The organism is Schaalia sp. ZJ405, from assembly GCF_011038885.2.
Lineage (GTDB): Bacteria > Actinomycetota > Actinomycetes > Actinomycetales > Actinomycetaceae > Pauljensenia.
This window is the reverse complement of sequence record NZ_CP064952.1, coordinates 1,225,502-1,251,486: the sequence shown is the minus strand read 5'-3', so window position 1 is coordinate 1,251,486 and position 25,985 is coordinate 1,225,502. Positions and strand designations below refer to the sequence as shown.

18 protein-coding genes and 1 tRNA gene are annotated in these 25,985 nt (G+C 57.6%); 14 read left to right on the top strand and 5 right to left on the bottom strand.

Translation table 11 applies throughout. The features are described 5' to 3' along the window. Positions 1 to 36: 36 nt before the first annotated feature. The 6 genes from trpC (at position 37) to G7Y41_RS05095 (ending at position 6,317) form a co-directional block, all read left to right on the top strand. A complete protein-coding gene (trpC, locus tag G7Y41_RS05120; RefSeq protein WP_165214821.1) occupies positions 37 to 885 on the top strand; it encodes an indole-3-glycerol phosphate synthase TrpC in 849 nt (282 codons plus the stop codon). Beyond that, positions 886 to 2,193, top strand: a complete 1,308-nt coding sequence (gene trpB, locus G7Y41_RS05115) for a tryptophan synthase subunit beta (protein WP_165315377.1) — start codon at positions 886 to 888, stop codon at positions 2,191 to 2,193. It begins immediately after the preceding gene. Then, entirely contained in the window at positions 2,190 to 3,011 is an 822-nt protein-coding gene (gene trpA / locus G7Y41_RS05110; RefSeq protein WP_165315376.1) for a tryptophan synthase subunit alpha, read from the top strand. The genes trpB and trpA overlap by 4 nt, the downstream gene beginning before the upstream one ends. Then, on the top strand, positions 3,008 to 4,027 hold the full coding sequence (gene lgt, locus G7Y41_RS05105; RefSeq protein WP_196819458.1) for a prolipoprotein diacylglyceryl transferase: 1,020 nt from the start codon (positions 3,008 to 3,010) through the stop codon (positions 4,025 to 4,027). Before trpA ends, lgt begins: the two co-directional genes overlap by 4 nt. Before the next feature lie 282 nt (positions 4,028 to 4,309). Next, on the top strand, positions 4,310 to 5,761 hold the full coding sequence (pyk, locus tag G7Y41_RS05100) for a pyruvate kinase (RefSeq protein WP_165214812.1): 1,452 nt from the start codon (positions 4,310 to 4,312) through the stop codon (positions 5,759 to 5,761). Between the two features lie 340 nt (positions 5,762 to 6,101). Next, positions 6,102 to 6,317, top strand: coding sequence for a hypothetical protein (locus G7Y41_RS05095; protein ID WP_165315375.1), 216 nt, complete (start codon positions 6,102 to 6,104; stop codon positions 6,315 to 6,317). 278 nt (positions 6,318 to 6,595) lie between these two features. Here G7Y41_RS05095 and G7Y41_RS05090 read toward each other — a convergent pair. Continuing rightward, a tRNA-Leu gene (locus tag G7Y41_RS05090) sits at positions 6,596 to 6,672 on the bottom strand. A gap of 80 nt (positions 6,673 to 6,752) precedes the next feature. Between G7Y41_RS05090 and G7Y41_RS05085 the strand changes: the two genes are divergently transcribed. Then, positions 6,753 to 7,346 (top strand): ANTAR domain-containing response regulator, encoded by a 594-nt coding sequence (locus tag G7Y41_RS05085; RefSeq protein ID WP_165315374.1) that lies wholly within the window; start codon positions 6,753 to 6,755, stop codon positions 7,344 to 7,346. A 71-nt stretch (positions 7,347 to 7,417) separates the two neighbouring features. Here G7Y41_RS05085 and G7Y41_RS10050 read toward each other — a convergent pair whose 3' ends face one another. After that, a complete protein-coding gene (locus tag G7Y41_RS10050) occupies positions 7,418 to 8,008 on the bottom strand; it encodes a PaaI family thioesterase (RefSeq protein WP_231367233.1) in 591 nt (196 codons plus the stop codon). Between G7Y41_RS10050 and polA the strand changes: the two genes are divergently transcribed. Together polA and rpsA are read left to right on the top strand one after the other, a co-directional pair. After that, positions 8,007 to 10,775, top strand: coding sequence for a DNA polymerase I (gene polA / locus G7Y41_RS05075; RefSeq protein WP_196819457.1), 2,769 nt, complete (start codon positions 8,007 to 8,009; stop codon positions 10,773 to 10,775). The genes G7Y41_RS10050 and polA overlap by 2 nt on opposite strands. Before the next feature lie 312 nt (positions 10,776 to 11,087). Continuing rightward, positions 11,088 to 12,524: a 30S ribosomal protein S1 gene (gene rpsA / locus G7Y41_RS05070; RefSeq protein ID WP_165214800.1), complete on the top strand. Its 1,437-nt coding sequence runs from the start codon at positions 11,088 to 11,090 to the stop codon at positions 12,522 to 12,524. Positions 12,525 to 12,775: 251 nt separating this feature from the next. On the opposite strand, the gene brnQ is transcribed toward rpsA, so the two are convergent. Further along, entirely contained in the window at positions 12,776 to 14,071 is a 1,296-nt protein-coding gene (gene brnQ, locus G7Y41_RS05065; protein WP_165315372.1) for a branched-chain amino acid transport system II carrier protein, read from the bottom strand. Between the two features lie 212 nt (positions 14,072 to 14,283). On the opposite strand from brnQ, the gene coaE reads away from it, so the two are divergent. Then, entirely contained in the window at positions 14,284 to 14,991 is a 708-nt protein-coding gene (gene coaE / locus G7Y41_RS05060; RefSeq protein ID WP_165315371.1) for a dephospho-CoA kinase, read from the top strand. 84 nt (positions 14,992 to 15,075) lie between these two features. Here the strand turns inward: coaE and G7Y41_RS05055 are convergent, their stop codons facing one another. Continuing rightward, positions 15,076 to 16,758 (bottom strand): alpha-glucosidase, encoded by a 1,683-nt coding sequence (locus tag G7Y41_RS05055; protein WP_165315370.1) that lies wholly within the window; start codon positions 16,756 to 16,758, stop codon positions 15,076 to 15,078. A gap of 109 nt (positions 16,759 to 16,867) precedes the next feature. Between G7Y41_RS05055 and uvrB the strand changes: the two genes are divergently transcribed. The 3 genes from uvrB to G7Y41_RS05040 all read left to right on the top strand — a co-directional run bounded on the left by uvrB (position 16,868) and on the right by G7Y41_RS05040 (position 22,715). Then, positions 16,868 to 18,940, top strand: a complete 2,073-nt coding sequence (uvrB, locus tag G7Y41_RS05050) for an excinuclease ABC subunit UvrB (protein WP_442984265.1) — start codon at positions 16,868 to 16,870, stop codon at positions 18,938 to 18,940. Between the two features lie 238 nt (positions 18,941 to 19,178). Continuing rightward, a complete protein-coding gene (locus tag G7Y41_RS05045; RefSeq protein ID WP_165214785.1) occupies positions 19,179 to 20,234 on the top strand; it encodes a TerC family protein in 1,056 nt (351 codons plus the stop codon). Positions 20,235 to 20,288: 54 nt separating this feature from the next. Beyond that, positions 20,289 to 22,715 carry an HAD-IC family P-type ATPase gene (locus tag G7Y41_RS05040; RefSeq protein WP_165315368.1) on the top strand — a complete coding sequence of 809 codons (2,427 nt, stop codon included), beginning with the start codon at positions 20,289 to 20,291 and terminating at the stop codon, positions 22,713 to 22,715. Positions 22,716 to 22,741: 26 nt separating this feature from the next. On the opposite strand, the gene G7Y41_RS05035 is transcribed toward G7Y41_RS05040, so the two are convergent. Further along, positions 22,742 to 23,023 (bottom strand): YciI family protein, encoded by a 282-nt coding sequence (locus G7Y41_RS05035; RefSeq protein ID WP_165315367.1) that lies wholly within the window; start codon positions 23,021 to 23,023, stop codon positions 22,742 to 22,744. 56 nt (positions 23,024 to 23,079) lie between these two features. On the opposite strand from G7Y41_RS05035, the gene uvrA reads away from it, so the two are divergent. Further along, positions 23,080 to 25,977: an excinuclease ABC subunit UvrA gene (gene uvrA, locus G7Y41_RS05030; protein WP_165315366.1), complete on the top strand. Its 2,898-nt coding sequence runs from the start codon at positions 23,080 to 23,082 to the stop codon at positions 25,975 to 25,977. Positions 25,978 to 25,985: the final 8 nt, after the last annotated feature.

Here is a 25,985-nt window from a genome sequence, read left to right as displayed (position 1 = left end):
ATCGAAGAGTCCGATGACACGAGGAGGACGTCACCAATGAGTGTTCTGGACGACATTATCGCGGGTGTACTTGAGGATCTCGCGGAGCGTGAAGCACGCATTCCGCTTGAGGAGATCAAGAAGCACGCTCAGCGTGCAGACGATCCGAAGGACGCCCTCGCGGCTTTCCGTTCACAACCGGGCGCTGTATCAATCATTTCAGAGGTCAAACGCAAATCCCCGTCAAAGGGGGCGCTGGCATCGATCCCCGATCCTGCGGCTCTGGCCTCAATATACGAAGCATCTGGAGCAACAGCGATTTCTGTGCTCACGGAACAGCGTCGTTTCGGTGGCTCACTTGATGATTTCGACGCGGTACGCGCAGCCGTGGACATCCCTGTTTTACGCAAGGACTTCATCGTGAGTCCCTATCAGATTCACGAGGCCCGCGCTCACGGAGCTGACATTGTTCTGCTCATCGTTGCAGCTCTTGAACAGAATGTGCTTGTGTCTCTTCTTGAACGCGTGCATTCCTTGGGAATGGAGGCTCTCGTTGAATCACATTCACGTCTCGAGGCCCTGCGTGCGCTTGAAGCGGGGGCACGGATCATCGGGGTCAACGCTCGTAATCTCAAGACCCTGACAGTTGATCGCGGAGTCGTTGAACAGGTCGTTGACGTCATCCCAGCCGACGTCGTTGCAGTCGCCGAGTCAGGGGTCACGGGACCTCATGATGTCTTCGAGTACGCACGATGGGGAGCAGATGCCGTTCTCGTTGGAGAAGCCCTGGTGACCTCGGGCCACCCTTCTGAGGCGCTTCGAGACATGGTCAGCGCCGGTCAGCATCCCGCGTTAGAAACCGACCGGAAAGCACGGGTTCGCGCGGCAATTCGAGAGGAGTCCTAGATGGCATTCGCGGATGCTCAAGGTCCGTATTACGGGGATTTTGGCGGTCGTTTCGTCGCTGAATCACTCATGGGTCCCATTGAGGAACTTGACGCAGCGTGGCAGCGTCTGTGGAAAGACCTAGAGTTTCAACTCAAACTTCGCACTCTTTTCCGCCAGTATGCGGGTCGTCCTTCCCTTCTGACTGAGGCTCCACGCTTTGCTGAGGACCTTGGCGGTGTCAGGGTGTTCCTCAAGAGAGAGGACCTCAATCACACGGGCTCCCACAAGATCAATAACGTTCTGGGCCAAGCACTGCTGACACAGGAGCTAGGCAAAACCCGAGTGATCGCCGAAACAGGAGCGGGACAACACGGAGTTGCCACGGCAACGGCCGCGGCTCTGCTGGGTTTGGAATGCACGATCTACATGGGTGAGGAAGACACGCAGCGTCAGGCCCTCAACGTTGCGCGAATGCAAATGCTCGGTGCTCAAGTCGTGGCGGTGACCGCTGGCTCACGCACACTCAAGGACGCAATTAACGAGGCATTCCGTGACTGGGTAACAAACGTTGACACAACAAACTACATTTTCGGCACGGCGGCCGGTCCGCATCCCTTCCCCGGAATTGTTCGCGATCTCCAACGCGTGATCGGTGACGAGGCGCGCGCTCAGCTCCTCGAACGCGAAGGGCGCCTGCCGGACATGGTGTGCGCATGCATCGGTGGTGGATCCAACGCCATCGGCACGTTCACCGGATTCCTCGACGACCCCGATGTTGAACTCATCGGTTGCGAGGCCGCAGGTGACGGTGTGGATACCGGCAAACACGCCGCATCGATCACCGCGAATGAAGTCGGGGTGCTCCACGGGGCTCGAACGTTCGTACTTCAAGAACGCGATGGTCAAACAAAGGCGTCTCATTCGATTTCTGCGGGCCTTGACTATCCGGGTGTTGGCCCGGAGCATGCGTGGCTTGCCCGTCAAGGACGTGTCACCTACGTGCCGATCACAGACGCAGATGCGATGGACGCTTTTCTTCATCTGTCGCGCACGGAAGGAATCATCCCGGCGATTGAGTCTGCGCACGCTCTTGCCGGTGCGCGCCAGTGGGCGAAGCGGATCTGTGCCCAGAAGGGACCGTTTGCGCCGGGGGAGGAACCGATTTGTATTGTCACCGTCTCAGGTCGTGGCGATAAGGACGTTGACACAGCGTCACGCTGGTTTGGTTTCGGCGCCGCGACACGTCAGGTGATTGATCCGAGCGCAGGCGAATCGGCGGTGGCGCCTGTCCCTGAGACTCAGCTGCCTAAGGGAGGACAGCAATGACTCAGCGAGCTGGACATAGCGCACAGGCAATTGACGCGGCCTGCTTGAAGGCAGGTGCGGCTCTCATTGCGTATCTTCCGGTGGGTTTCCCAACTGTTGAGCAGTCAATCCGAGCCGGTCAAGTTCTTGCTGACTGCGGAGTGGATGTTCTGGAATTGGGTTTCCCCTATTCGGATCCGGGAATGGACGGGCCAACAATCCAGAAAGCCACAGTTGAAGCACTCAACAACGGAACCCATCTTGAGGACCTGTTTCACGCCGTTGATGAACTCACCGCATATGGGATTCCCACGTGCTCAATGACGTATTGGAATCCCGTTGAGTGGTGGGGTGTCGACAGATTTGCCCGTGACTTTGCGGCTGTTGGAGGCTCGGGTCTCATTACCCCTGACCTTCCACCCGAGGAAGGCGCTCAATGGGAAACCGCGGCAAAAGCGAACGATCTTGAATGCATCTATCTTGTTGCTCCGTCCTCGCCCCTCCATCGTCTTGAGCTCATCAGCGCTCATTCTCGTGGCTGGGTGTACGCCGCATCGTCGATGGGCGTAACGGGAGCACGAGCACGTGTTGACTCCCACGTTCGTGACCTGGTTGAACGTACGCGCAGCGCGGGAGCCGAACGCGTTTGCGTTGGCCTCGGCGTGTCCACGGGTGAACAAGCCGGAGAAATCGGGACATACGCCGACGGGGTGATCGTGGGATCCGCCCTGGTCAAAACACTTTTTGCTGAGCCCTTCGATCGCGCGCTACACAATCTGGAAGCCTTGGCAACGGAACTTGTTCACGGGGCACACAACGCGAGGAGACCTCAGGAATGATTCATCATCTATCGATCCCGTCTCCACCGCAAGGAGTGTGGTATCTCGGGCCGATCCCGCTGCGTGCCTACGGCATCATCATTGTCATCGGCATGTGTGTTGCAACGTGGTGGACGGCGAAGCGATACCGGCGTCGCGGAGGGGATCCCGAACTCATGTACGACGTTGCCCTGTGGTCGATTCCCCTGGGCATTGTTGGTGCTCGTCTGTACCACGTGATCACAACGCCCTACGACTATTTCGCGGCTGGACACAACCCGTGGGAAGTGCTGATGATCTGGCACGGCGGCTTGGGTATTTGGGGTGGCGTGGCTTTCGGAGCGATCGGAGCGTGGATCGCTGTGCGTCGAGCCGGCCAAAGGATCGGACCGATCGCGGATTCCCTCGCTCCGGCGCTCCTGGTCGCCCAGGCCATCGGACGCTGGGGAAACTATTTCAACCAGGAACTTTTCGGTGGGCCAACCACTCTTCCGTGGGGCCTAGAAATTGACGACGCGCATCTCCCTGCCGGTTTTGCCTCGGGAACTCTTTTCCATCCGACATTCCTTTACGAATCGCTGTGGAACCTGGCGATGGCGGGGCTCATCGTCCTCGTTGATCGACGTTTCCGCCTGAAATCCGGTCAGGTTTTCTCCCTCTACCTTGTGGCATACCCGCTGGGGCGTTCGTGGGTGGAGATGCTACGCATTGACGAGGCTCAAGTTTTCCTCGGATTGCGCCTCAATGTGTGGACCTCTGTGGTTGCTCTGGCATTCGGCGTCATGTGCTTCATTGTTGCGGGTCGTTTGAGTAGGTCAACCACACTTTCTGAGGATGAGCGTCCGGCCTTGCGTGCATCCGAGACATCAACGGATTCCCCTGAGTTAGCTCAGGACGACTCCGGCCTCGCCCTCGTTCCCGCTCATGAGGACGAGGAAAGACATGGTGACGAGGTCGAACATGGTGACGAGGTCGAGCGCGCGAGCATCCCCGAGAAGGAAACGCCATCGCGCTCTTCGCACCTGCGTGATGAATAGCCGCGTGGATTTCTTTCACCAGTCGTCGACACATTCACTGCCCCCACAACCGTCCACCATTCGATGACGAATAGAGGGTTGAGACTTTTTCGCCTTAGAGGTGTGCGTAATTCGCCGAAGGATCGGTGACGCACGACGGCGCCAACCCAAGGGGATGTAACCGACCTCGACACCGGGTTTTTCGCGTGAGAAGGGACTTTCATCCCCCCTCATGGGCAGCATCACGCGGGGCTCACGTGCCTGGAACAAGAGTATTGCGTGCACTCACGGTAGAGTGAAGGCATGCGTCGAGCGAAAATTGTGTGCACCATCGGTCCGGCGACCGATTCACCTGAACAAGTCCAAGCCCTGGTTGACGCGGGCATGGACGTTGCGCGAATCAACCGCTCTCACGGTGTTGCCAAAGAACATGAAGCAGTGATTGAGAAAGTCCGTAAGGCCTCGCAAACATCGGGTCGGGCTGTAGCGATCCTCGTTGATCTCCAGGGTCCAAAGATCCGACTTGAAACTTTCAAGGACGGGCCGCAGCTGCTCGAAATGGGGGACACCTTCACCATCACCACCCGCGATGTCGAAGGAACCAAGGAGTGCGTGGGCACAACCTTCAAGGGCCTGCCCGGGGACTGTGCGCCGGGTGATCGCCTGCTCATCGACGACGGAAACGTTGCCGTCAGGGTTATTGAGGTCACGGACACGGATGTTGTCACACGTGTCGAGGTTCCCGGAATGGTGTCGGATCACAAGGGCCTCAACCTCCCCGGTGTTGCCGTTTCTGTTCCTGCTCTGTCGGAGAAAGATCAGGAAGATCTGCGCTGGGCGATTCGCCAAAACGCGGACTTCATCGCACTCTCTTTCGTGCGCAATGCTCGCGACATCGAAGACGTCCACGCGATCATGGACGAGGAGGGGACTCGGATCCCCGTGATCGCAAAGATCGAGAAGCCTCAGGCTGTTGAGGCCCTTGATGAAATTGTTCAGGCCTTCGACGGGATCATGGTTGCCCGAGGTGACCTGGGTGTTGAAATGCCGCTCGAATCGGTGCCACTTGTCCAAAAGAGGGCGATTGAGCTGGCGCGTCGCTCTGCCAAGCCCGTCATCGTTGCCACGCAGGTGCTCGAATCGATGATTAAGAACCCGCGTCCCACACGCGCCGAGGCCTCGGACTGTGCAAACGCAATCCTTGACGGAGCAGATGCTGTGATGCTCTCGGGTGAGACGTCGGTGGGGACCTATCCGATTGAGGCCGTGCGAACGATGGCTCGGATCATTGAATCCACGGAAGAAAACGGCGGTGAGCGCATCGCTGCTCTGCCGAGCTACTTCGCTAGCTCCCGGGCTGGTGTTCTGTGTGTGGCGGCCGCGCAGTTGGCCGAGCATCTGGACGTGAAATACCTGGTGACTTTCACTCAGTCTGGTGCTTCCGCTCGATTGATGTCACGTCAACGCACGGCGATCCCGATGCTGGCGTTTACGCCGCTGGAGTCAACGCGTCGCCGTCTCGCGCTTTCGTGGGGGATTCAGACCTATCGTGTCCCCGAGGTTCGTCACACGGATGACATGGTGTGGCAGGTTGATCAGGTGATGCAGTCCTCGCATTTGGCTGAACTTGGTGAACAGCTGGTTATCGTTGCGGGGATGCCGCCGGGGACCGCGGGGTCGTCGAATATGCTTCGCATTCACGAGGTCGGTGACGAGGTCGACTATCAGATCGGCGGACGATCGGACGTTCACTGAGAATGTGAACACGCGCCGGCTCCCCTTGGGGTGCCGGCGTTTGTGTTCGTCTAAAACTGGGCTCCTATGGTCGGTCACTCCACGTCTTCTCGCATCTTCCGTGAATGTTGCGTCGTCCTCCCTTTGCTGCTAGTGTGGGACACTTCGTTCCACAATCTGGCAATTGAGCTGGTTAAGGGAATAGAATGGGTCTATCGACGTTGAGAATATCGGTACTCATCGACCTCGATGAACGAGGACGAGCCGTTCCAACGACGATTCAGACGTTCGTCTGAGGGCTGCCTGCGCAAACCGTGCGCATACCCCAGACGTGATGATGAAGAGAATGATGGAGTAGAAAATGAATACGAACACCCGGACCGTGTCGGTCCATGACACCCTTTTTGGGCGTCAGGCAAACAACCTTGACGTTGAGCAGCTCTCTGCGGCGGTGAAGCCGTGGTTCTCCGACATGAGCGACTCGGCGATTGCAAAGGCAATCGAAGAACTCAAGGTTCCGGAGCTGCGCAACAGAGCAGCTCGGTATTTGGGCCTGAAAGTCATTCCAGTAGCCTGATCGACAGCCAACGTCAGGCCCGCGAAGGAAAGTCCTTCGCGGGCCTTTGGTGTCCGTTGAGGCCATGACATTCGCAGGTGATCAGACAGCGGGGACTCCAGATTTGCATTGGCGTCGACATATCGACGCACACGCGCGGGAATACGCGCGTCAAGGTCCACGCTCAGGTAGAGACGCTGAGGAGTCGGGACGCGCACACACGCCCGGGAGTAAAGGTGAAAACGCCGAGGGAACTAGGCTGTATCAGCGGTGATTATTCGCTAAGTTTAATTTCGCGATGGTACCCCGAGTGGGATTCGAACCCACAACAAGCCGGGTTTGAGCCGACCGCCTCTGCCAGTTGGGCTATCGGGGCATTGCGCGTTCGCGTCAGCAAATCGCGCACAACCACTTTAGAATAGACCAGCACGACCTACCAAACTGAGGACATAAAGAATGACTGCTGAAGAAAAAGTCGAGCCACGCCGCGTGCTCGTTGCCGAGGATGAAGGCCTTATTCGTCTTGATATCGTCGAAACGCTTACTTCAGCAGGCTTTGAGGTCATTGCCGAGGCCGCCGACGGAGAAGAAGCCGTCCAATTGGCGCTCGACCTTGAACCCGATCTATGTGTGATGGATGTCAAGATGCCGAAGATGGACGGCATCACCGCTGCTGAGAAAATTCTCCATGAGCTCTCCTGCGCGGTCGTCATGTTGACGGCATTCAGCCAGACAGAGTTGGTGGAGCGCGCACGCGATGCGGGAGCGATGGCGTACGTGGTCAAACCCTTTAGCCCCGCAGATCTCATCCCCGCCGTTGAGATCGCTTTGTCGCGTCACCAGGAGATCGAGTCCCTGGAAGAGGAGATCGCTGATCTGACCGATCGTTTTGAGACGCGTAAGCGCGTCGACCGGGCCAAGGGACTCCTGATGAAGAACATGGGGATGACTGAACCCGAGGCATTCCGCTGGATTCAGAAGACTTCGATGGACCGGCGTCTGTCGATGCGCGAGGTCGCTGACGCTGTCATTGACCAAGTTGACGACTGATTGACCTTTCGGTTGTGTTGAGAAAAACGTCCCTGGATATTCATCCAGGGACGTTTTTGTGTCGTGGGTGCTTATGAGCTGCGGCGCCTGAGGATTCTGTTCGTGACGCGTCCCGTGGCGATCAGACGACCCTGATCATCTGTGACGTTGACAAGATGAACAGTCTGAGAACCTCCCAGGTGAACGGCCTCAGAAATCGCGGTCACTTGCCCCTGTGTTGCCGAGCGCACGTGAGAGACAGAAATTTCGATGCCAACGGCGAAACCGTCGTCGCGACCGAAAACTGTGCGCGCGTGAATCTGCGCTGAAAATGAGGCGGCGCTTTCAATGAGGGCGGCGCTTGCCCCGCCGTGGAGAATTCCAGCGGATTGTCGGTTGCCGTCAACGGGCATGGTGATGACGGTCCGGGATGCTCCGTGTTCATGCACCTCCATCCCCATGTGCTCCATGAGGGAACCGGGCCAGTGGGCACCAACGAATCCGGTGGGGCTCATGGGGTCGGGTCTTTCGCCCGAGGCGCGGGTTGAAACTTCAGGTATTGAAGAGGACGACGCCGGGTTTTCCTCTTCCCGAGTGCTCTTCGCTAGCGCAAGGGAGTGCGCGGGTGGGACGTCGGATGATTCGCTTGGTGACGGCTCGTTCATTCGGTGAGTTGTGCTCATGCCCTCTAGGGTGTCATGTGTGAGCGAAACTTTGCTGATTATCGATGGCCATTCGATGGCGTTTCGGGCGTTCTATGCTCTTCCTGCGGACACCTTCGTCACGCACACGGGCCAGCATACGAACGCGGTGTACGGATTTACGACGATGCTCCTTCGGTTGCTTGAAGCCAAACAGCCGGACATGGTTGCTGTAGCATTCGATCTTCCCGGCGGGTCGTTCCGCAATGAGGAGTATCCGGAGTACAAGGGGACACGCGACGCAACACCTGAGGAATTCATCGGACAGGTTGAGCTGATCGAACAGGTCCTTGACGCAATGGGCATCGTGTCTTTAACGAAAGAGGGCTACGAGGCCGACGACATTCTGGCAACGCTCGCTCACCGGGGGGCACGTGACGGACATCGGGTGTTCGTCGTATCGGGTGACCGCGATTCCTTCCAGACGGTGACGGATACGGTGACGGTGCTTTACCCGGGCCAGCGCGCAGGAGACCTTAAAGAAATGACTCCTGAAGCCGTTGAAGAAAAGTACGGGGTTCCACCGCGTCGCTATCCTGAGATCGCGGCTCTCGTGGGGGAGACGAGTGACAATCTTCCCGGTGTTCCCGGCGTGGGACCGAAAACGGCGGCGCAGTGGATCAACACCTATGACGGCCTCGACAACGTCCTCGCCAATGCGCATGCGATCGGCGGTAAACGCGGTGAGGCGCTGAGAGAACATACCGAGGATGTCCTGCGGAATCGCCGGCTTAACCGGCTTCTCACCGACGTTGATCTTGACGTGGAGGTGACGGATCTTCGCCGTCAAGCCACGGATATGACTCGCATCGAAACGCTCTTCGACACTCTTGAATTTTCATCGTTGCGTTCTCGTGTGCGTTCGGCCTCGTCCATTGGAGTGACCGACAGTGCGCAGACTCTCCAAGCGGAGGAAGAGGACAACGAGGACTTCTTCGCTGAGGTGACGGTGAGTGTTGCTGACGAAGCAACGTCGCTTCGGAGCTGGCTGGGGGACAAACACGAGGTTGCCTTATGGGTCGAGGGAAGGAAACAGGCAGCCCTTGGACACGTGTCAGATCTCGTGTTCGCAACGCGTGAGGAAACGCTCATCATTGATCCCGCGGACGTGACTCCTGCGCAAGATGAGGAACTTGCGCAGATTCTTGCTGATCCTGTGGCGGCGTTGGCGGGGGGCTCCCCGGCGTTCATCGTTCATCAGTGGAAAGGCACGTCACATGCGCTGCGGTCGCGCGGGTGGAGGCTGGGCGATGCGACCTTCGATGTTCAGCTCGCAGCCTACCTTGCCCATCCGGAGCAGCGTTCGTACGACGTCTCTGATCTCGCCCGACGACTATTGAACGTTGAATTCGGGGACGAGGCCGAACAATCCGATGCCCTGTTTGAGGCCGACGATTTAGATATCCCGGTGGGCCCAACAAAGCATCAGGAGGGTGCGGCCCGCAAGGGTGTGATCCTCATGTACCTGTGGGAGAAGCTGTCTCAGACGCTTGAAAAATCCGAAGAAACCGGATTGCTCACCGACATTGAGATGCCACTGTCCCAGGTGCTTGGGGATATGGAAGACATCGGAATCGCGGTGGATTCTGCGCACTTGGAGTCTATGGCTGAAGAACTTGGCCGGGCGGTGGATGAGGCGCGCCACGCCGCTTGGGATGTCCTCGGACACGAGGTCAATCTGTCGAGCCCCAAGCAGCTTCAAGAGGTTCTTTTCGATGAATTAGGACTGCCGCCGACGAAGAAAAATAAACGCGGCTACACAACGAACGCCGAGGCGCTCCAGAGTCTGTGGGTGAAGACCGTAGATACCGGCGGACCGGGGCATGAGTTCCTTGAACACCTGCTGACGCACCGTGACCGGATCAAACTCAAGCAAATGGTGGATGGTCTCATCGCAACAATCCAGCCAGATGGTCGTATTCACACAACGTTCTCACAGGTTGCAGCGGCGACAGGGCGCCTGGCGTCATCGGAACCCAACCTTCAGAACATCCCCGCTCGCACGGCCGATGGCATGCGTATTCGTGGCGGATTCGTTGCGGGTCCCGGATTCGATGCCCTGATGAGTGCTGATTATTCACAGATTGAAATGCGAATCATGGCCGACCTCTCCGAGGACCGTGGACTCATTGACGCTTTCAACTCCGGTGAGGACCTCCATCGGACGATGGCCTCGATGGTGTTCGATACTCCTGTTGACCAGGTGACCGGGGAGCAGCGTTCCCGCATTAAAGCAACGTCGTACGGTTTGGCGTACGGCTTATCTTCCTACGGCCTCTCCCAGCAGCTGAGAATTCCTGTTGCGGAAGCCTCGGCCTTGAAAGATCGTTACTTCGAGCGTTTCGCTGGCGTGCGTGACTACCTTGATTCTTTGGTTGCTCAGGCCAAGCGCACCGGCTATACAGAAACAATGTTTGGTCGGCGTCGTTACCTGCCTGATCTGCGGTCATCGAATCGTCAGCGCCGTGAAATGGCTGAGCGTGCCGCCTTGAATGCTCCGATTCAGGGCAGCGCCGCCGACATTATTAAAATCGCGATGATTAGAGTTGTTGACGCCTTGCACGAAGCGGGTCTTCGCTCGCGCGTCCTCGTGCAGATTCATGACGAACTCCTCATCGAGTTGGTGGCGGCTGAGCGTGAGCGTGTTGAACGCATCGTGCGGGAAGAAATGGCGTCCGCTGTTTCGATGGCGGTCTCACTTGATGTCGCAGTCGGGGTTGGACGTAGCTGGCAGGAAGCCGCGCACTGACGCGTTCTTTCAGGTAAGACTGTGCGCAGCGCGAGATTCCGGTCCACCGGGGGGGGGTGAGTTCGCGGCCTCGTCCTCGTCCCCTGGAAAGGACAAATGAACGAGGACGAGCTGGGCGAGCATGACTGGCACGCGACGCATCCCACGTTTTAACGGGGACAATGTGAAACTGGTGCCCGTTATTGCTGATAGACTACTGGGCGGTGTCGCGTGGTTTTCGGATGCGCCGGCGATTGTCGGAGGGATACGCAGACTCGGGGCGCCATTCAATTGTCCATCTACTATCCAGTCCGTTTCGGAGAACACAACTACATGACCAGCAACACGCCGCAGGTCGCGGTCAACGACATCGGTACCGAAGAAGACCTGCTCGCCGCCATCGACGAGACCATTAAGTACTTCAACGATGGCGACATCGTCGAGGGCACTGTCGTCAAGGTTGACCACGATGAGGTCCTCCTCGACATTGGCTACAAGACTGAGGGTGTCATCCTCTCTCGCGAGCTTTCCATCAAGCATGACGTCAACCCTGATGACGTCGTCGCCGTGGGCGACAAGATCGAAGCGCTTGTCCTTCAGAAAGAAGACAAGGAAGGTCGCCTGCTCCTGTCCAAGAAACGCGCACAGTACGAGCGTGCTTGGGGCCAGATCGAGAAGGTCAAGGACGAAGAAGGCGTTGTTACCGGTACGGTTATCGAGGTCGTCAAGGGCGGCCTGATCCTCGACATCGGTCTGCGTGGCTTCCTCCCCGCGTCCCTCGTGGAGATGCGTCGCGTTCGTGACCTCCAGCCCTACATCGGCCGTGAACTCGAAGCGAAGATCATTGAACTGGACAAGAACCGCAATAACGTTGTTCTGTCCCGTCGCGCGTGGCTTGAGCAGACTCAGTCTGAGGTTCGCACGAACTTCCTCCACACCCTCCAGAAGGGCCAGGTCCGCACAGGTAACGTCTCGTCGATCGTTAACTTCGGTGCGTTCGTTGACCTCGGTGGTGTTGACGGCCTCGTCCACGTGTCCGAGTTGTCTTGGAAGCACATCGATCACCCCTCAGAGGTTGTCGAGGTTGGCCAGGAAGTCACCGTCGAGGTTCTCGACGTCGACATGGATCGCGAGCGCGTCTCCCTGTCGCTCAAGGCAACCCAGGAAGATCCGTGGCAGACCTTCGCGCGTACTCACGCCATCGGTCAGGTTGTGCCCGGCAAGGTCACGAAGCTTGTTCCTTTCGGTGCGTTCGTGCGCGTCGAAGACGGCATCGAGGGTCTTGTTCACATCTCCGAGCTGGCTCAGCGCCACGTCGAGCTGCCTGAGCAGGTCGTCAAAGTTGGCGATGACGCTTTCGTCAAGGTCATCGACATCGACCTTGAGCGTCGTCGCATCTCCCTGTCGCTCAAGCAGGCGAACGAGGGCGTCGATCCGACATCCGATGAATTCGATCCTTCGCTCTACGGCATGGCCGCTGAGTACGACGAGGACGGCAACTACAAGTACCCCGAAGGCTTTGATCCGGAAACCCAGGAATGGATGGAAGGCTACGAGGCTCAGCGCGAGGCTTGGGAAGCACAGTACGCCGAAGCTCAGCAGCGCTGGGAGGCCCACAAGGCCCAGGTCATCAAGGCCCAGGAAGAGGATGTCGAGGAAGCTCCTTCAATCGAGGAGCAGGCATCGTACTCATCCCCGGTTGAAAACGAAGGCACTCTTGCCTCCGATGAGGCACTTGCCGCACTTCGTGAGAAGCTGACGAACAACTGAATCAGAGATCCGATGAGGATTAACTGACATCACGTGAGGGGATCCCCGAGACTGTAAAAGTCTCGGGGATCCCCTTTTTGGCACGTATCGATGAGGTCAGGTGCGTTCTGTGCCGAAGGGGGAGAGTGTGTGACGCCTGGTGGTAGTTCGCGGTTGACGAGCTAACCGCCGCGAGGCGAGGAAGAACGCCGCCACACGGCCGTCCACGCCTAAGAGCTGCGGGCCCTATCCGAAGAAAATGCGTTCGTGTGTCAGCGTTTGCGCAGCGACATGTCCGCGCCGAGCCCAATGAGGAAAGCAATTCCCGTGGGAATGGCCCAGCCGAAATCTTGAGTCTGTCCGGGCATCCATCCGATTGCCGCGTTGATGATGTCGGTACCGAAACCGAGGGCGGCGGCGGTCGTTAATGCCGACCACCCGGCAGCTACCCACGCGCTCAGGCGGAAGGTCCACGTCAGTGGAGAAATCAGCCGCAGAGGGTAGGTCACCAGCGTGACGATGATGATGGTGATGGCAATGGAATAGAGGAACGTAATGATCGGCTCGGCGATGCGGAGCACTGAGTCAAGGCCAGCGGAGGCCAAGGCAAAGGAAAACGCGGTGAAGAGCAGAAGCCAGAATTTGTAGGTTGTCCGAGGAACCAGGCGCTCAAAGAATTCGCTCGTTGAGGCGAGCAAGCCAACTGCTGTGGTTAAGCAGGCGGTGAGAACAATCAGTCCGAAAACGATCTGGCCGATGGGCCCCATTGTCATATGGGCTGCCTGTGACAGCAGGTGTGCTCCGTCGGGGTCGGAGGAAGCGTTGGGCATGATGTTCCCGATGATCCCGAGCCCGACGTACACGATGGCGAGGAGGACGCCTGAGATCAGGGCAGCCAAGGCTGTGCGGTGCAATGTTTTAGCTCCGATGGCACCGCCGGTCTTGTTCAATGAGGTGACAACGATGATGCCGAAAGCGAGAGCGGCAATCGCATCCATCGTCATGTAGCCGGTTTTCAGGCCTGCGGTCAGCGGTGTTGAAATGTAGTCGCCCATCGGCGCGCCAGGGGAGTACGGGAGCTTGATGAGGACGAGGGTGACGAGAACAACGAGAAGCGTCAGGAGAGCAGGAGTGAGGAACTTCCCGAGGCTCGTGACGATCTGTCGGGGATTCCATGAGAGGAATAATGCGACGCCGAAGAAAATGGCGTTGAAGATTGCCGAAGCAAGGGGTGAATTCCATCCGGTGACGGGCACAATTGCCGTTGCGAAACTCACGGCTCCCGTTCGGGGGAGGGCGTAGAACGCGCCGATTGCCAAGTACACGAGGACGGAGAAGACCACTCCGAAGATTCGTCCCCCTCTGCTGGCAAGATCGCGGACGTCTGTGCCACTGGATGCCACGGCGATGATTGCGATGACGGGCAAGACCACGGAACCGACGAGCATGCCGGTCATTGCGGGGATGAAGTGTGTTCCTGCTAAAGCGCCGACCATCGGTGGGAAGATCAGGTTCCCCGCGCCGAAGAACATGGAGAAAAGCATGAGCGACGTTGCGATGAGGAGCATGGTCGAATGGGGTTTTCTCGCGGCGGATCTGCCTGTGGTAGATGAAGCGGCGGTGCGTGTGCTAGCGGCTTGTGAGGTGCGGGAATGATCTAAGTTCACGGTGTTCTTCGCTTGAGTTAATGGATATACGTGTCCCTCATTGTCTCACCGAGACGCCTGATTGAAAACTTAAGCATGCGGAGTCGTCCTCGTCCCTCATCTAAGCTGGAGGCATGGCGACACAGGAGATCGGGAGCATCCTTTCGCGGGGGGCTGCCACAGCAGAGCTATTGCGCCCCCTTCCTCCCGCGGTGCACCGCGGCCCTTCGATGGTGGTGGGGCTGACAGGTGGGATAGGTTCAGGCAAATCCCTCGTGGCATCCCGACTTCGCCAACGCGGTGCCCGGGTCGTCGATGCAGACGCCATTTCCCGTGAACTGACCGCACCGGGAGGAGAGGCCCTTGAACGGCTCGCCTCGCGCTTCGGTTCCGACATCATTAACGAGGACGGCGCTCTCGACCGCAAAGGTCTAGCGGCACGAGTCTTTTCAGACCCTCAGGCTCTTGAAGACATCAATGCACTGATGCATCCCCTGATTGCCCAGCGAGCCTGGACACAGCTGCGGGCAACACCCGACGGAGTTCTTGCGGTCTATGACTTGCCGCTTCTCGTGGAAACGAATGCTGCTGACCTTTTTGACGCCGTCATCGTTGTCGATGCCCCGGTTTCACTGCGTCTCCAACGCCTCGCCGACCGCGGCATCAATCACGAGGATGCGCGTCAACGAATGGCACAGCAGGCAACAGCGTCCCAGCGCCGCGCAGTTGCATCAATCTGGATCGACAACGCGGGCACAATCGACGACGCTCACGCACTGATCGACGCGATTGACGAACAGTGGCTCTTAACGCCAGTTCGCCCACGCACCCAAGCGACGTGACGGTGCCACGAGCTCACTGCAATGGCGTGGCCCAATTCACCGGCCTTCCTCAATCGACGTGAGGATATCTGCTTCTTCATTCGATTAACGGATGATCCAGCGGATCTCCCAGGGGGCGAGGACGTGGGGCGCACGTTCCCTTTCGGGCACATTCGATAGGACAACGGTGCCGTTGGGAATCTCAACGGATCGCTCGGTTCCCGACATATTGGCCAGTGCTTCAAGGGTTGACGCTGGCGACGTCCGGCGAATCCACCACAGCGTAGGATCATCCGGTTCAAGAAGCTCGAAAGAACCCGTGACCAGTACGTCAAGGCGGTGGCGCAGAGAAATCATCTGACGGAAGAACTCAAAGGTCGATCCCTCAACTCCGACCTGGGCGTAAGCGTTGACGTCCACATGATCCGGGTTGACGGCAAGCCACGGCGTCCCTTGAGTAAAACCTGCGTTAGCGGTGGCATCCCACTGCATTGGTGTGCGCGCGTTATCACGGGTGATATACCGAAGAGCGTCGAAAACGACATCGGGATCTTCACCCCGATCAATGACTCGGCTTCGCCACGTGTTGAAAACTTCGACGTCGTTGAACTCATCGAGACTGGTCCACGGATAGTTCCCCATGCCCAGTTCTTCACCTTGATAAACGAAGGGAGTTCCCGGGTGGGCGTGGAGCATCCCCGACCACGCTGTTGCGCTGCGGTGACGATAGCGGACGGGGTCGCCGTAGCGGCTCGCAGGGCGAGGTTGATCGTGGTTGGAGAGGTAGAGGGAGTTCCAGCCGCGTCCGTGAAGTCCCGCCGACCAGCGCGCAAGGTTTGCTTTCATGTCGACGAGGGCGAGCGGGCGAGGATGAAACTTATCGCCGTTTGTTGCATCCAAAAGCATGTGCTCGAACTGAAAGATCATGTCGAGTTCGCGACGCTGAGGATCTGAGATCAGGCTGGCGATTTCAGGGGTTGCTCCGGCTGTTTCACCAACGGTAAAGAACTGCCGATCGGGATATCTATCGAAAACTTCACGACGCATTTCCTGGAGGTAGTCGTGAAAATGCGGTCCAAAAGTTGACGCGGAAATGCCGTGTGGATCGTCGGTGTAGAGGTCCTCGGGCTTGGAGATCATCGAGATGACATCCATGCGGAAGCCGTCGACACCCCGGTCAAGCCAACGGCGCATCATCTGGTAGATCGCCTCGCGAACCTCGGGGTTATCCCAGTTGAGGTCCGGTTGTTCACGCGTGAAGAAATGAAGGTAATACTGCCCGACTTCGCGGTCCCACGTCCAGGCCGGACCGGAGAAAACAGCTGACCACTCACTGGGTTCGTCTCCTCGGGGTAGGAGAGGATCCGCGTTCTCATCTGCAACAACTCCGGGACGAGGATCGCGCCAGAAATACCAGTCGTGCTTGGGACTGTGAGGATCGCGAGACTCACGAAACCACGGATGCTGGTCTGAGGTGTGGTTGACCACGAGGTCCATGACAAGTTTCATCCCGTGATCATGCAGCGTTGTGATCAACTCATCGAGATCTGCGAGACAACCGAACAGCGGGTCGATATCGTCGTAATCGCTGATGTCGTAGCCATTGTCCACCATCGGAGATCGGTAAACCGGTGACAGCCAGACAATATCGACTCCGAGGGAATGCAAGTAGGGGACGCGTTGCGTGACACCGGGAATATCGCCGATACCGTCGCCGTTTGAGTCCTGGAAGGACCGGGGGTAGACCTGGTAAACGGTTGAGTGTTTCCACCATTCCAACTGTGACATCGTGATTCCTCAACGATTTCGCTTATGGGTAACTGCGGTCAATTCTAGGGGTGGGAACAGGCGAAGCAAAGCGTCGTGATCTACGGTTGGGACTGTGAGTGATCGACATATCCTGCGCCAGGAAAATCCCTTCGAGGTGATCTCGGAGTACACACCTTCGGGTGACCAGCCCAAAGCTATTCGTGAGCTCGCGGCGCGCCTGCGCGACGGAGAGCATGATGTTGTTCTTTTGGGGGCAACGGGAACGGGAAAGTCGGCAACGACCGCGTGGCTCATCGAGGAGCTCCAACGTCCGGCCTTGGTGATCGAACCGAATAAAACATTGGCGGCACAGCTTGCTGCGGAGTTTCGTCAGCTGCTGCCCAACAACGCCGTTGAATACTTCGTGTCGTACTACGACTACTACCAGCCTGAGGCCTACATTCCTCAGACAGATACCTTCATTGAGAAAGATTCGTCGATTAATGACGAGGTCGAGCGTCTTCGTCACAGCGCAACAAACAACCTCCTGACCCGCCAAGACACGGTTGTTGTGTCCTCCGTGTCGTGTATCTACGGTCTTGGCACGCCGGAAGAATACGTGGCGCGGATGATTGAACTTGAGCGAGGAATGCAGGTTGACCGTGACGAGCTCCTGCGTGCCTTTGTCAACATGCAATACGTCCGCAACGATATTGCCTTCACCCGTGGAACCTTCCGGGTACGTGGAGACACCATTGAGATTATTCCCGTGTACGAGGAACTTGCGATCCGCATTGAGATGTTTGGGGATGAGATCGATTCCCTTGCGGTTCTTCACCCGCTGACAGGCGATGTGATTTCCGAGGTCGACCACACGTATCTTTTCCCCGCCAGTCACTACGTTGCCGGTGAGGAACGTATGAAGCGTGCAATTGCTTCCATTGAAAAGGAACTTGACGAACGCCTCGAATGGTTTGAGTCCCAGGGCAAGCTCCTCGAAGCTCAACGTCTGCGCATGCGGACAACCTACGATCTTGAAATGCTCAAAGAGATCGGGTCATGTTCAGGAATTGAGAACTATTCGCGTCACATTGATGGGCGAGACGCGGGGACTCCGCCGCATACGCTACTTGACTATTTTGCTGAGGATTTCCTCCTCATCCTCGATGAATCGCACCAGACAGTGCCTCAGATTGGAGCGATGTTCGAGGGCGATATGTCGCGTAAACGCACCCTCGTTGATCACGGATTCCGTCTGCCCTCTGCGATGGATAACCGCCCCCTCAAATGGGATGAGTTTGTTCAACGGATCGGTCAAACAGTTTATCTTTCAGCAACGCCCGGCGATTACGAGTTGAACCGTTGCGATGGGGTTGTTGAACAGATCATTCGACCAACCGGCCTCGTTGATCCCAAGGTCATCGTGAAACCCACCGAAGGGCAGATTGATGATCTTTTTGAGCAGATCCGCATCCGCGTTGAAAAGGATGAGCGCGTCCTCGTGACGACGTTGACGAAGAAAATGGCTGAGGACCTCACGGTCTACATGGCTGAGCGGGGAGTGCGTGTTGAGTACCTCCACTCTGATGTTGACACGCTCCGTCGCGTTGAATTGCTGCGTGAGCTACGCCAGGGTGCCTTTGACGTCCTCGTTGGCATCAACCTTTTGCGTGAGGGACTTGACCTTCCCGAGGTATCACTGGTTGCGATCCTCGACGCCGACAAGGAAGGATTCTTGAGATCAACCCGGTCGCTCATCCAGACGATTGGTCGAGCTGCGCGTAACGTCTCAGGTGAAGTCCACATGTACGCCGATAACATCACCGATTCGATGCGGGTGGCGATTGACGAGACGCAGCGTCGCCGTGAGCTTCAGATTGCGTACAACACGGAACATGGAATCGATCCGCAGCCTCTGCGCAAGAAAATTTCCGATGTCACCGACATGCTCGCCCGCGAACAGATCGACACGGAAGAGCTGCTTGCGGGAGGATATCGACGCGAACGCAGCGCCCAGGAACGGTCAAAGGGAGGGGCTCCCTCTCATCGCGTAGCGGGCTCGGCCGCTCAGGCTCAGGAGGATCTCGAAGCTCTCATTGAAGAACTGTCGGCCCAGATGATGACGGCAGCCCAACAGCTCCAATTCGAGATTGCGGCCCGCCTTCGCGACGAGATTGACGACTTGAAGAAGGAGCTGCGTCAGATGCGACGCGCGAACTAGGCGACGTATTCCACAGCCAACATCTGAGTTCCCTCAGGCACGTGAGCAGCTCGGACAGGTAGTCTTACGTACGTCTAGTCGGAGGGGAGTACTTCCACCAACGGCGATGTCGTCATCACGACCGGTGATCGTTATGTGCGAGGAACCGTTCCGGCATCGCGGCCAACACCGAGACACCTCGGGTGTGTGGCGGAAGGAGACCTCCGGTACTCGTTCCGTACCGGAGGTAAATAATTCAATGGATGTCCATGCGCTTGGATGGATTGGCCTTGCAGCGATCATCTTGACGATGATCACCGTCGACATTGTGGGGCATGTGAAAACCCCGCATGAACCGACAATGAAGGAAGCGGCGTGGTGGTCGGTCGGCTACATCGCGATGGCCGTTGTCTTCGGCGGTATTGTGTGGGCGATCTGGGGTGGCACCTACGGTCAGGAATACTTCGCCGGTTACATCACGGAGAAGGCACTGTCGATCGACAACCTCTTTGTCTTCGTCATCATGATGTCATCGTTTAGGGTCCCTCGGAAATATCAGCAGGAAGTACTGCTCGCGGGAATTGTCATCGCCCTCGTCCTGCGTCTGATCTTCATTCTCGCCGGCGCTGCTCTCATTGAGAACTTCTCCTGGGTGTTCTATCTCTTCGGAGCATGGTTGCTGTGGACAGCGATCTCTCAGGCGATGGAAGGGGTTGAGGATCCCGATGAGCATCACAACGAGGAATACACACCCAGTGGCTTCGTTCGCCTCATTGCCCGTGTCATTCCTATGACCGACGGCTTCATCGGCGGCAAAGTTCTCCACCGTCACGGAGGCAAAACGTATATCACGCCCATGCTGCTGTGCATCATTGCGATCGGCACCGCCGATGTCATGTTCGCCGTTGATTCAATTCCCGCGATCTACTCGTTGACGAAGGAACCCTACCTGGTGTTCGCAGCGAACGCTTTTTCCTTGCTTGGTCTTCGACAGCTGTACTTCCTCATTGACGGCCTCCTTGATCGCCTGATCTACCTGCACTACGGTCTAGCCGCGATCCTCGGATTCATCGGATTCAAGCTGGTCAATCATGCGCTTCACACGAACGAACTGCCGTTCATTAACGGCGGTCACCCGTGGGAAGTCATTCCGGAACCGTCAATTGGGTTCTCGCTCGGCTTCATCGTCGTCGTCATTCTCATCACCGTTATTGCGTCGATTCTGGCATCGAAACGACAGAAGAAAGCGAGCGAGAATCCCGACGACACCGCCAATGGTCAGGCATCCGAGGCTCGGGATTCACGCCTGGCATAGTATGAAGCAGCCAGCGGATCACGCCACGGAGGTGGCCTTGGAAACGGAGCACTGATGACAACACCTGATCTTCGCCGGGGACTCAGCGAATCAGAGGTGACGCAGCGCATCAATGCCGGAGACGTCAATATCGTCCACGACCGGACCTCCAGGTCCATATGGTCGATCGTTCGTCAGAACGTCTTCACTCTGTTCAACGGTATCCTCACCGCAGCGGTCATTCTCATCCTTATTTTCGGGGATATCCGCGACACGGTCTTTGCCGGCGTGATGATCGTCAACTCCGTGATCGGCGTGTTCTCCGAATGGCGAGCAAAACGCACGCTCGACGCCCTGGCAATTGTTGACGCACCGACGGCCACGGTGCGTCGCGCAGGGACCCTTCATGAGATTCCGGTCAACGAGCTCGTTGTTGACGACGTCATCGAACTTAGCCTCGGGGACCAGGTGAGCGTCGACGGAACCGTCGAATCGGTCAGTGGCCTTGAAATTGATGAATCCATGCTCACGGGAGAATCACGGCCCGTGAAGAAAGCCGTCGGAGATACGATCCTCGCGGGAACCTCGGTTGTTGCGGGAGCCGGAATCATGAGGGCAACAACCGTCGGCGAACACACCTACGCCCAGGGACTGTCGCGAGCAGCACGAGTATTTGTGCGGACGCGATCAGAAATTCAGGAGTCCATCAACAAGGTACTCAGAGTAATCTCGGCGCTCCTTCTGCCGATTGTTGCCTTGACTCTCTGGTCACAGACCCGCATTGCCGGCGAGGTCGGGAGCGATTGGCGTCATGCCATCGTCCTTGCCGTGGCCAGTGTCGTGGGAATGATTCCGCAAGGACTTGTGCTCTTGACATCGCTGAATTTCGCGATTGGTTCGGCGAAACTTGCGCGCAAATCCGTCCTCGTCCAGGAACTAGCCGCCGTTGAAGTGCTCGCTCGGGTCGATTCACTGTGCCTGGATAAAACGGGAACGTTGACCACGGGCAAAATTCGCGTCAAAGAGATCATTCCGATCACTTGCGCGCAAGACGATGCGCCTGATCTTCAGGCTCTCCACGAGGCGCTTGCCCTCCTGTCCGCCGACCGGACGAATGCGACAGCCTGCGCAATTGATTCCTATGTCAGCGCGCTGGGAGTCGGGGAGAAGAAGATCTCAGCCGATAGCTTGTCCACGGTGATTCCCTTTTCCTCGGCTCGCAAATGGTCGGGAGTTTTTAGTGACGGGCATTTCTGGATGCTTGGTGCCCCCGAAATACTTGGCGCCACCGATTCCTCTCAGTCCTCATCTGACGTACTTGATCAGGCGAATGCATATGCGCAATCAGGTGTGCGTGTTGTGGCCCTCGCCCACTGCGGAGAATCTCCCCGCGAAGAGGAACTGCCCAATGGTCGAGACATCGTCGCCCTCGTCTTGCTTGAAGAAGACCTGAGGTCCGATGCCGCACAAACCCTGGACTATTTCAGGGGCCAGGGAGTTCACGTGAGGATGATCTCCGGCGATAACCCTCAGACCGTGTCAGCACTGGCAACCCAGGCGGGACTTCGAGGCCCTAACGGCCAGGAACCGCGGGCGATCGATGCCCGCACACTGCCAACGGACCTGATGTCGGACGAATTTATGCACGAGGTCCTCACTCACGACGTCTTTGGCCGAGTCACTCCCGAACAGAAGCGCGCAATGGTTCAAGTTCTTCAAGCGGCCGGGCATTGCGTGGCAATGACGGGAGATGGAGTTAACGATGCCCTCGCCCTCAAGGACGCAGACCTGGGAATTGCGATGGGTAACGGAGCGCGAGCAACGAAAGCAGTCGCCCAGATCGTCCTCGTCAATTCTGAATTCTCACAGCTGCCGGGGGTCCTTGCTCAGGGCAGACGAATCATCGCCAACATGGAACGCGTGTCGGCTCTCTTCCTCTCGAAGACCTGTTACGCGGCTGTACTTGTCCTCGTGTGTGCCCTGGCTGCGTGGCCTTTCCCGTTCCTTCCGCGCCACTACACCTACATCGGTGCCTTAACCATCGGGGTTCCCTCGTTCTTCATCGCGCTCGGTCCCAACCTTCGTCGATATGTTCCAGGATTCCTCAGACGCACCCTGTCTTTGGCGATTCCATCGGGAATCATTTTGTCGGCCACAGCGCTCACAGCCTACGGTTTCGTTGGTATCGGGACGGTTGCGGGACAGAGCGCGGCAACACTCACGCTGCTTTTCGGGGCGCTGTGGCTGCTGTCCATCACCGCCCGCCCCTTCGTTACCTGGAGAATTGCCCTGCTCGCTCTCATGGCTTGCGGGGCGGTCCTGGGAATCTTCATCCCGCCGGTGCGCGCATTTTTTGCGCTTGAATGGCCCACGACATCCCAGTGGTTCATCATCGCCACATGCGGGGCACTGGCCTGCTTCCTCATCGAGTGCTCGCACCGCCTCTATCATCATCGTGCGTTGAGGCAAGCAGAGGAACGAGGACGAGCCGACACTCTCTAAGCGACCAGCGGTGAAGAATGGCCGGTTCAGAACGCTCGGATGACGGGATCCCAGCGGTGGATCTGGCGTTCGACAATGAGCCCGGACGTGAAGAAAGGATCCTCATCCAAGGTTGCGGCAATGTGTGCCTCGTCCTCGCCAATGAGAATGAGGAGGGCACGAGGACGATCACCCGCAAGAGGACCCGAGGCAATGTTCACGCCCTGATCCTTGAGGGACCCGAGGAAAGCGCGATGCTCGGGGCGAATCCGATCAAGCTCATCGGGGCGAGTGGAATCGTACACATACTCAACTGCGAAGAATGTCATGGTCCTACCGTACTCCTCGATAGGCCGTGTTCGATGCGGATAGGTAGAATCGAACAGTGCACGAACAGTTGATCATTCACGGCGCCCGCGAACACAACCTCAAAGATGTGGATCTTGAGCTACCTCGCGATTCGATGATTGTCTTTACAGGACTGTCGGGTTCGGGCAAATCGTCGCTCGCCTTCGACACGATCTTTGCCGAAGGACAGCGGCGCTACGTTGAATCGCTGTCGTCCTACGCCCGGCAGTTCCTGGGACAGATGGACAAACCGGACGTCGACTTTATCGAAGGGCTCTCACCGGCGGTGTCGATCGACCAGAAATCGACCTCGCGTAATCCCCGCTCAACGGTTGGGACAATCACTGAAATCCACGACTATCTTCGTCTGCTGTACGCGCGTGCCGGCACCGCCCACTGTCCCGTGTGTGGCGCTCAAATCCAGGCGCAGACTGCGCAGCAAATTGTTGATCGTGTCCGCGCGATGGACGAGGGGACGCGTTTCCAGGTGCTTGCTCCCGTTGTCCGCGGGCGTAAAGGCGAATACCAGGATCTCATTGAGGAGCTGCGCAGCTCCGGATACATTCGCGCAATCATCGACGGCGAGGCCGTACACCTCGACAATGCGCCGAAGCTGGAAAAGAAGCTCCGCCACACGATCGAGGTTGTCATCGACCGTCTTGTTGTGCGCGATGGTATGCGTCAGCGCCTGACTGACTCGGTGGAAACCGCGCTGGGACTGTCTGATGGGCTCGTCATCATCGACTGCGTGGACCGTGACGAGGACGATCCGGATCGGCGGCGCCGCTACTCGGAGAAGCGTGCTTGTCCGAACGATCACCCGCTGACGCTTGAAGAAATCGAACCGCGGACATTCTCATTCAACGCCCCCTACGGTGCTTGCCCCGACTGCACTGGGCTGGGGTCGCGCCTCGAAGTCGATCCAGAACTCGTGGTGCCGGATGAAGAAATGTCATTGAATGACGGTGCCGTGATCCCGTGGAACTCGAATTTCACGTATCACAAGCGCCTGCTGACCTCTCTTGCGAAGGAACTGGGGTTCTCAATGACAACCCCGTGGAAAGACCTCGCGGATGACGTCAAAGACGCAATCCTTTTTGGCCGGGACTACGAGGTTCAGGTGAAGTTCCGCAACCGCTGGGGACGCGAACGCTCCTACACAACGGGGTTTGAGGGAGCTGTCAACTACATCGAGAGAAAGAAATCGGAGACTGAATCCGAAAATGTTATTTCACGCATGGACTCATACATGCGTGAGATTCCCTGTCCGACCTGCAAGGGGGCCCGTCTCAAGCCCGAAGTTCTTGCTGTGACAGTTGGTGGCTTGTCCATCGCCGAGCTTTCCGACCTGTCGATTGCGCAGGCCCGTGCCCACCTTGAGGACCTTGATCTCGATGTGCGGTCCGCATCGATTGCCGCTCCGATTCTCACAGAAATTCGTGCGCGGCTGGACTTCCTCGTTGACGTGGGCCTGACTTACCTTACTTTGTCGCGGGGAGCTGGAACTCTCTCAGGCGGTGAAGCTCAGCGAATCCGATTGGCCACGCAAATCGGTTCGGGCCTTGTTGGTGTGCTCTACGTTCTTGATGAACCATCAATTGGTCTTCACCAACGTGATAATAAGAAACTCATCGCAACTCTCAAACGCCTTCGAGATCTCGGCAACACCCTGATCGTTGTTGAACACGACGAAGAAACGATGGAGGCCGCCGATTGGATCGTTGATATCGGTCCAGGTGCAGGAGAAACTGGCGGCTGGGTTGTTCACTCGGGGCCTCTTGCGGAACTGAAGAAAAATAAGAATTCCCTCACTGGCCAGTACCTCTCAGGTCGCAGAGCAATCGTTGCTCCCGCGAGCCGCCGGCCCGTGGACCGCGACCGCATGCTCACCGTCAAAGGGGCGCGCGAGCATAATCTCCGCGACGTCACCGTGTCCTTCCCCTTGGGGTGTTTCGTTGCGGTCACAGGTGTTTCCGGGTCAGGAAAATCCACCCTGGTTAATCAGATCCTCTATCGTTCACTGGCGTCCCGTCTCAACGGAGCGCGACTTGTGCCCGGACGTCATCGGACAGTCACCGGGGTGGAGAACCTCGACAAAGTTGTCCACGTTGATCAGTCTCCTATTGGCCGGACCCCCCGCTCGAACCCCGCAACCTACACGGGCGTGTGGGATTACATTCGTCAACTCTTTGCCGATACGCAGGAAGCGAAGGTTCGCGGCTACGGGCCGGGGCGCTTCTCATTCAACGTCAAAGGTGGGCGCTGTGAATCCTGCAAGGGTGACGGAACGTTGAAAATTGAGATGAACTTCCTTCCGGATGTTTACGTTCCCTGCGAGGTGTGCCACGGGGCACGCTATAACCGTGAAACCTTGGAAATCCACTACAAAGGCAAGACCGTTGCGGACATTCTCAACATGCCGATCGCCGAGGCCGCGGAGTTTTTCGCACCGATTGGGCGAATTGCGCGCCACCTGAACACACTGGTTGAAGTTGGCCTCGGCTATGTGCGGCTCGGACAGTCGGCGACAACGCTCTCAGGTGGTGAAGCTCAGCGCGTGAAGCTCGCATCGGAACTTCAGAGGCGTTCCACTGGGCGCACAATCTACGTGCTTGACGAACCAACCACCGGTCTGCACTCCGAAGATATTCGTAAGCTTCTCCTCGTGTTGCAAACCTTGGTGGACAAGGGCAACTCGGTGATCGTTATCGAGCACAACCTTGATGTCATCAAATCAGCTGACTGGATCATCGACATGGGTCCCGAAGGTGGCTCAGGCGGCGGCATTGTTGTTGCCGAAGGAACTCCCGAGGACGTGGCTGCCGTTGAAGAATCCTTCACCGGACACTACCTTGTGGAAACCCTCGAACGGGATCGACGCTTAGCGGCTTCCCGGGAGTCTGAGGGAACTGAGACAACCCAAAAGGTGAGTTGACGACCCTC

Coding starts and splice junctions, on each gene's coding strand:
- trpC (WP_165214821.1), top strand. CDS start 37: ATGAGTGTTCTGGACGACATTATCGCGGGTGTACTTGAGGATCTCGCG.
- trpB (WP_165315377.1), top strand. CDS start 886: ATGGCATTCGCGGATGCTCAAGGTCCGTATTACGGGGATTTTGGCGGT.
- trpA (WP_165315376.1), top strand. CDS start 2,190: ATGACTCAGCGAGCTGGACATAGCGCACAGGCAATTGACGCGGCCTGC.
- lgt (WP_196819458.1), top strand. CDS start 3,008: ATGATTCATCATCTATCGATCCCGTCTCCACCGCAAGGAGTGTGGTAT.
- pyk (WP_165214812.1), top strand. CDS start 4,310: ATGCGTCGAGCGAAAATTGTGTGCACCATCGGTCCGGCGACCGATTCA.
- G7Y41_RS05095 (WP_165315375.1), top strand. CDS start 6,102: ATGAATACGAACACCCGGACCGTGTCGGTCCATGACACCCTTTTTGGG.
- G7Y41_RS05085 (WP_165315374.1), top strand. CDS start 6,753: ATGACTGCTGAAGAAAAAGTCGAGCCACGCCGCGTGCTCGTTGCCGAG.
- polA (WP_196819457.1), top strand. CDS start 8,007: ATGCCCTCTAGGGTGTCATGTGTGAGCGAAACTTTGCTGATTATCGAT.
- G7Y41_RS10050 (WP_231367233.1), bottom strand. CDS start 8,008: ATGAGCACAACTCACCGAATGAACGAGCCGTCACCAAGCGAATCATCC.
- rpsA (WP_165214800.1), top strand. CDS start 11,088: ATGACCAGCAACACGCCGCAGGTCGCGGTCAACGACATCGGTACCGAA.
- brnQ (WP_165315372.1), bottom strand. CDS start 14,071: ATGCTCCTCATCGCAACGTCGCTCATGCTTTTCTCCATGTTCTTCGGC.
- coaE (WP_165315371.1), top strand. CDS start 14,284: ATGGCGACACAGGAGATCGGGAGCATCCTTTCGCGGGGGGCTGCCACA.
- G7Y41_RS05055 (WP_165315370.1), bottom strand. CDS start 16,758: ATGTCACAGTTGGAATGGTGGAAACACTCAACCGTTTACCAGGTCTAC.
- G7Y41_RS05045 (WP_165214785.1), top strand. CDS start 19,179: ATGGATGTCCATGCGCTTGGATGGATTGGCCTTGCAGCGATCATCTTG.
- G7Y41_RS05040 (WP_165315368.1), top strand. CDS start 20,289: ATGACAACACCTGATCTTCGCCGGGGACTCAGCGAATCAGAGGTGACG.
- G7Y41_RS05035 (WP_165315367.1), bottom strand. CDS start 23,023: ATGACATTCTTCGCAGTTGAGTATGTGTACGATTCCACTCGCCCCGAT.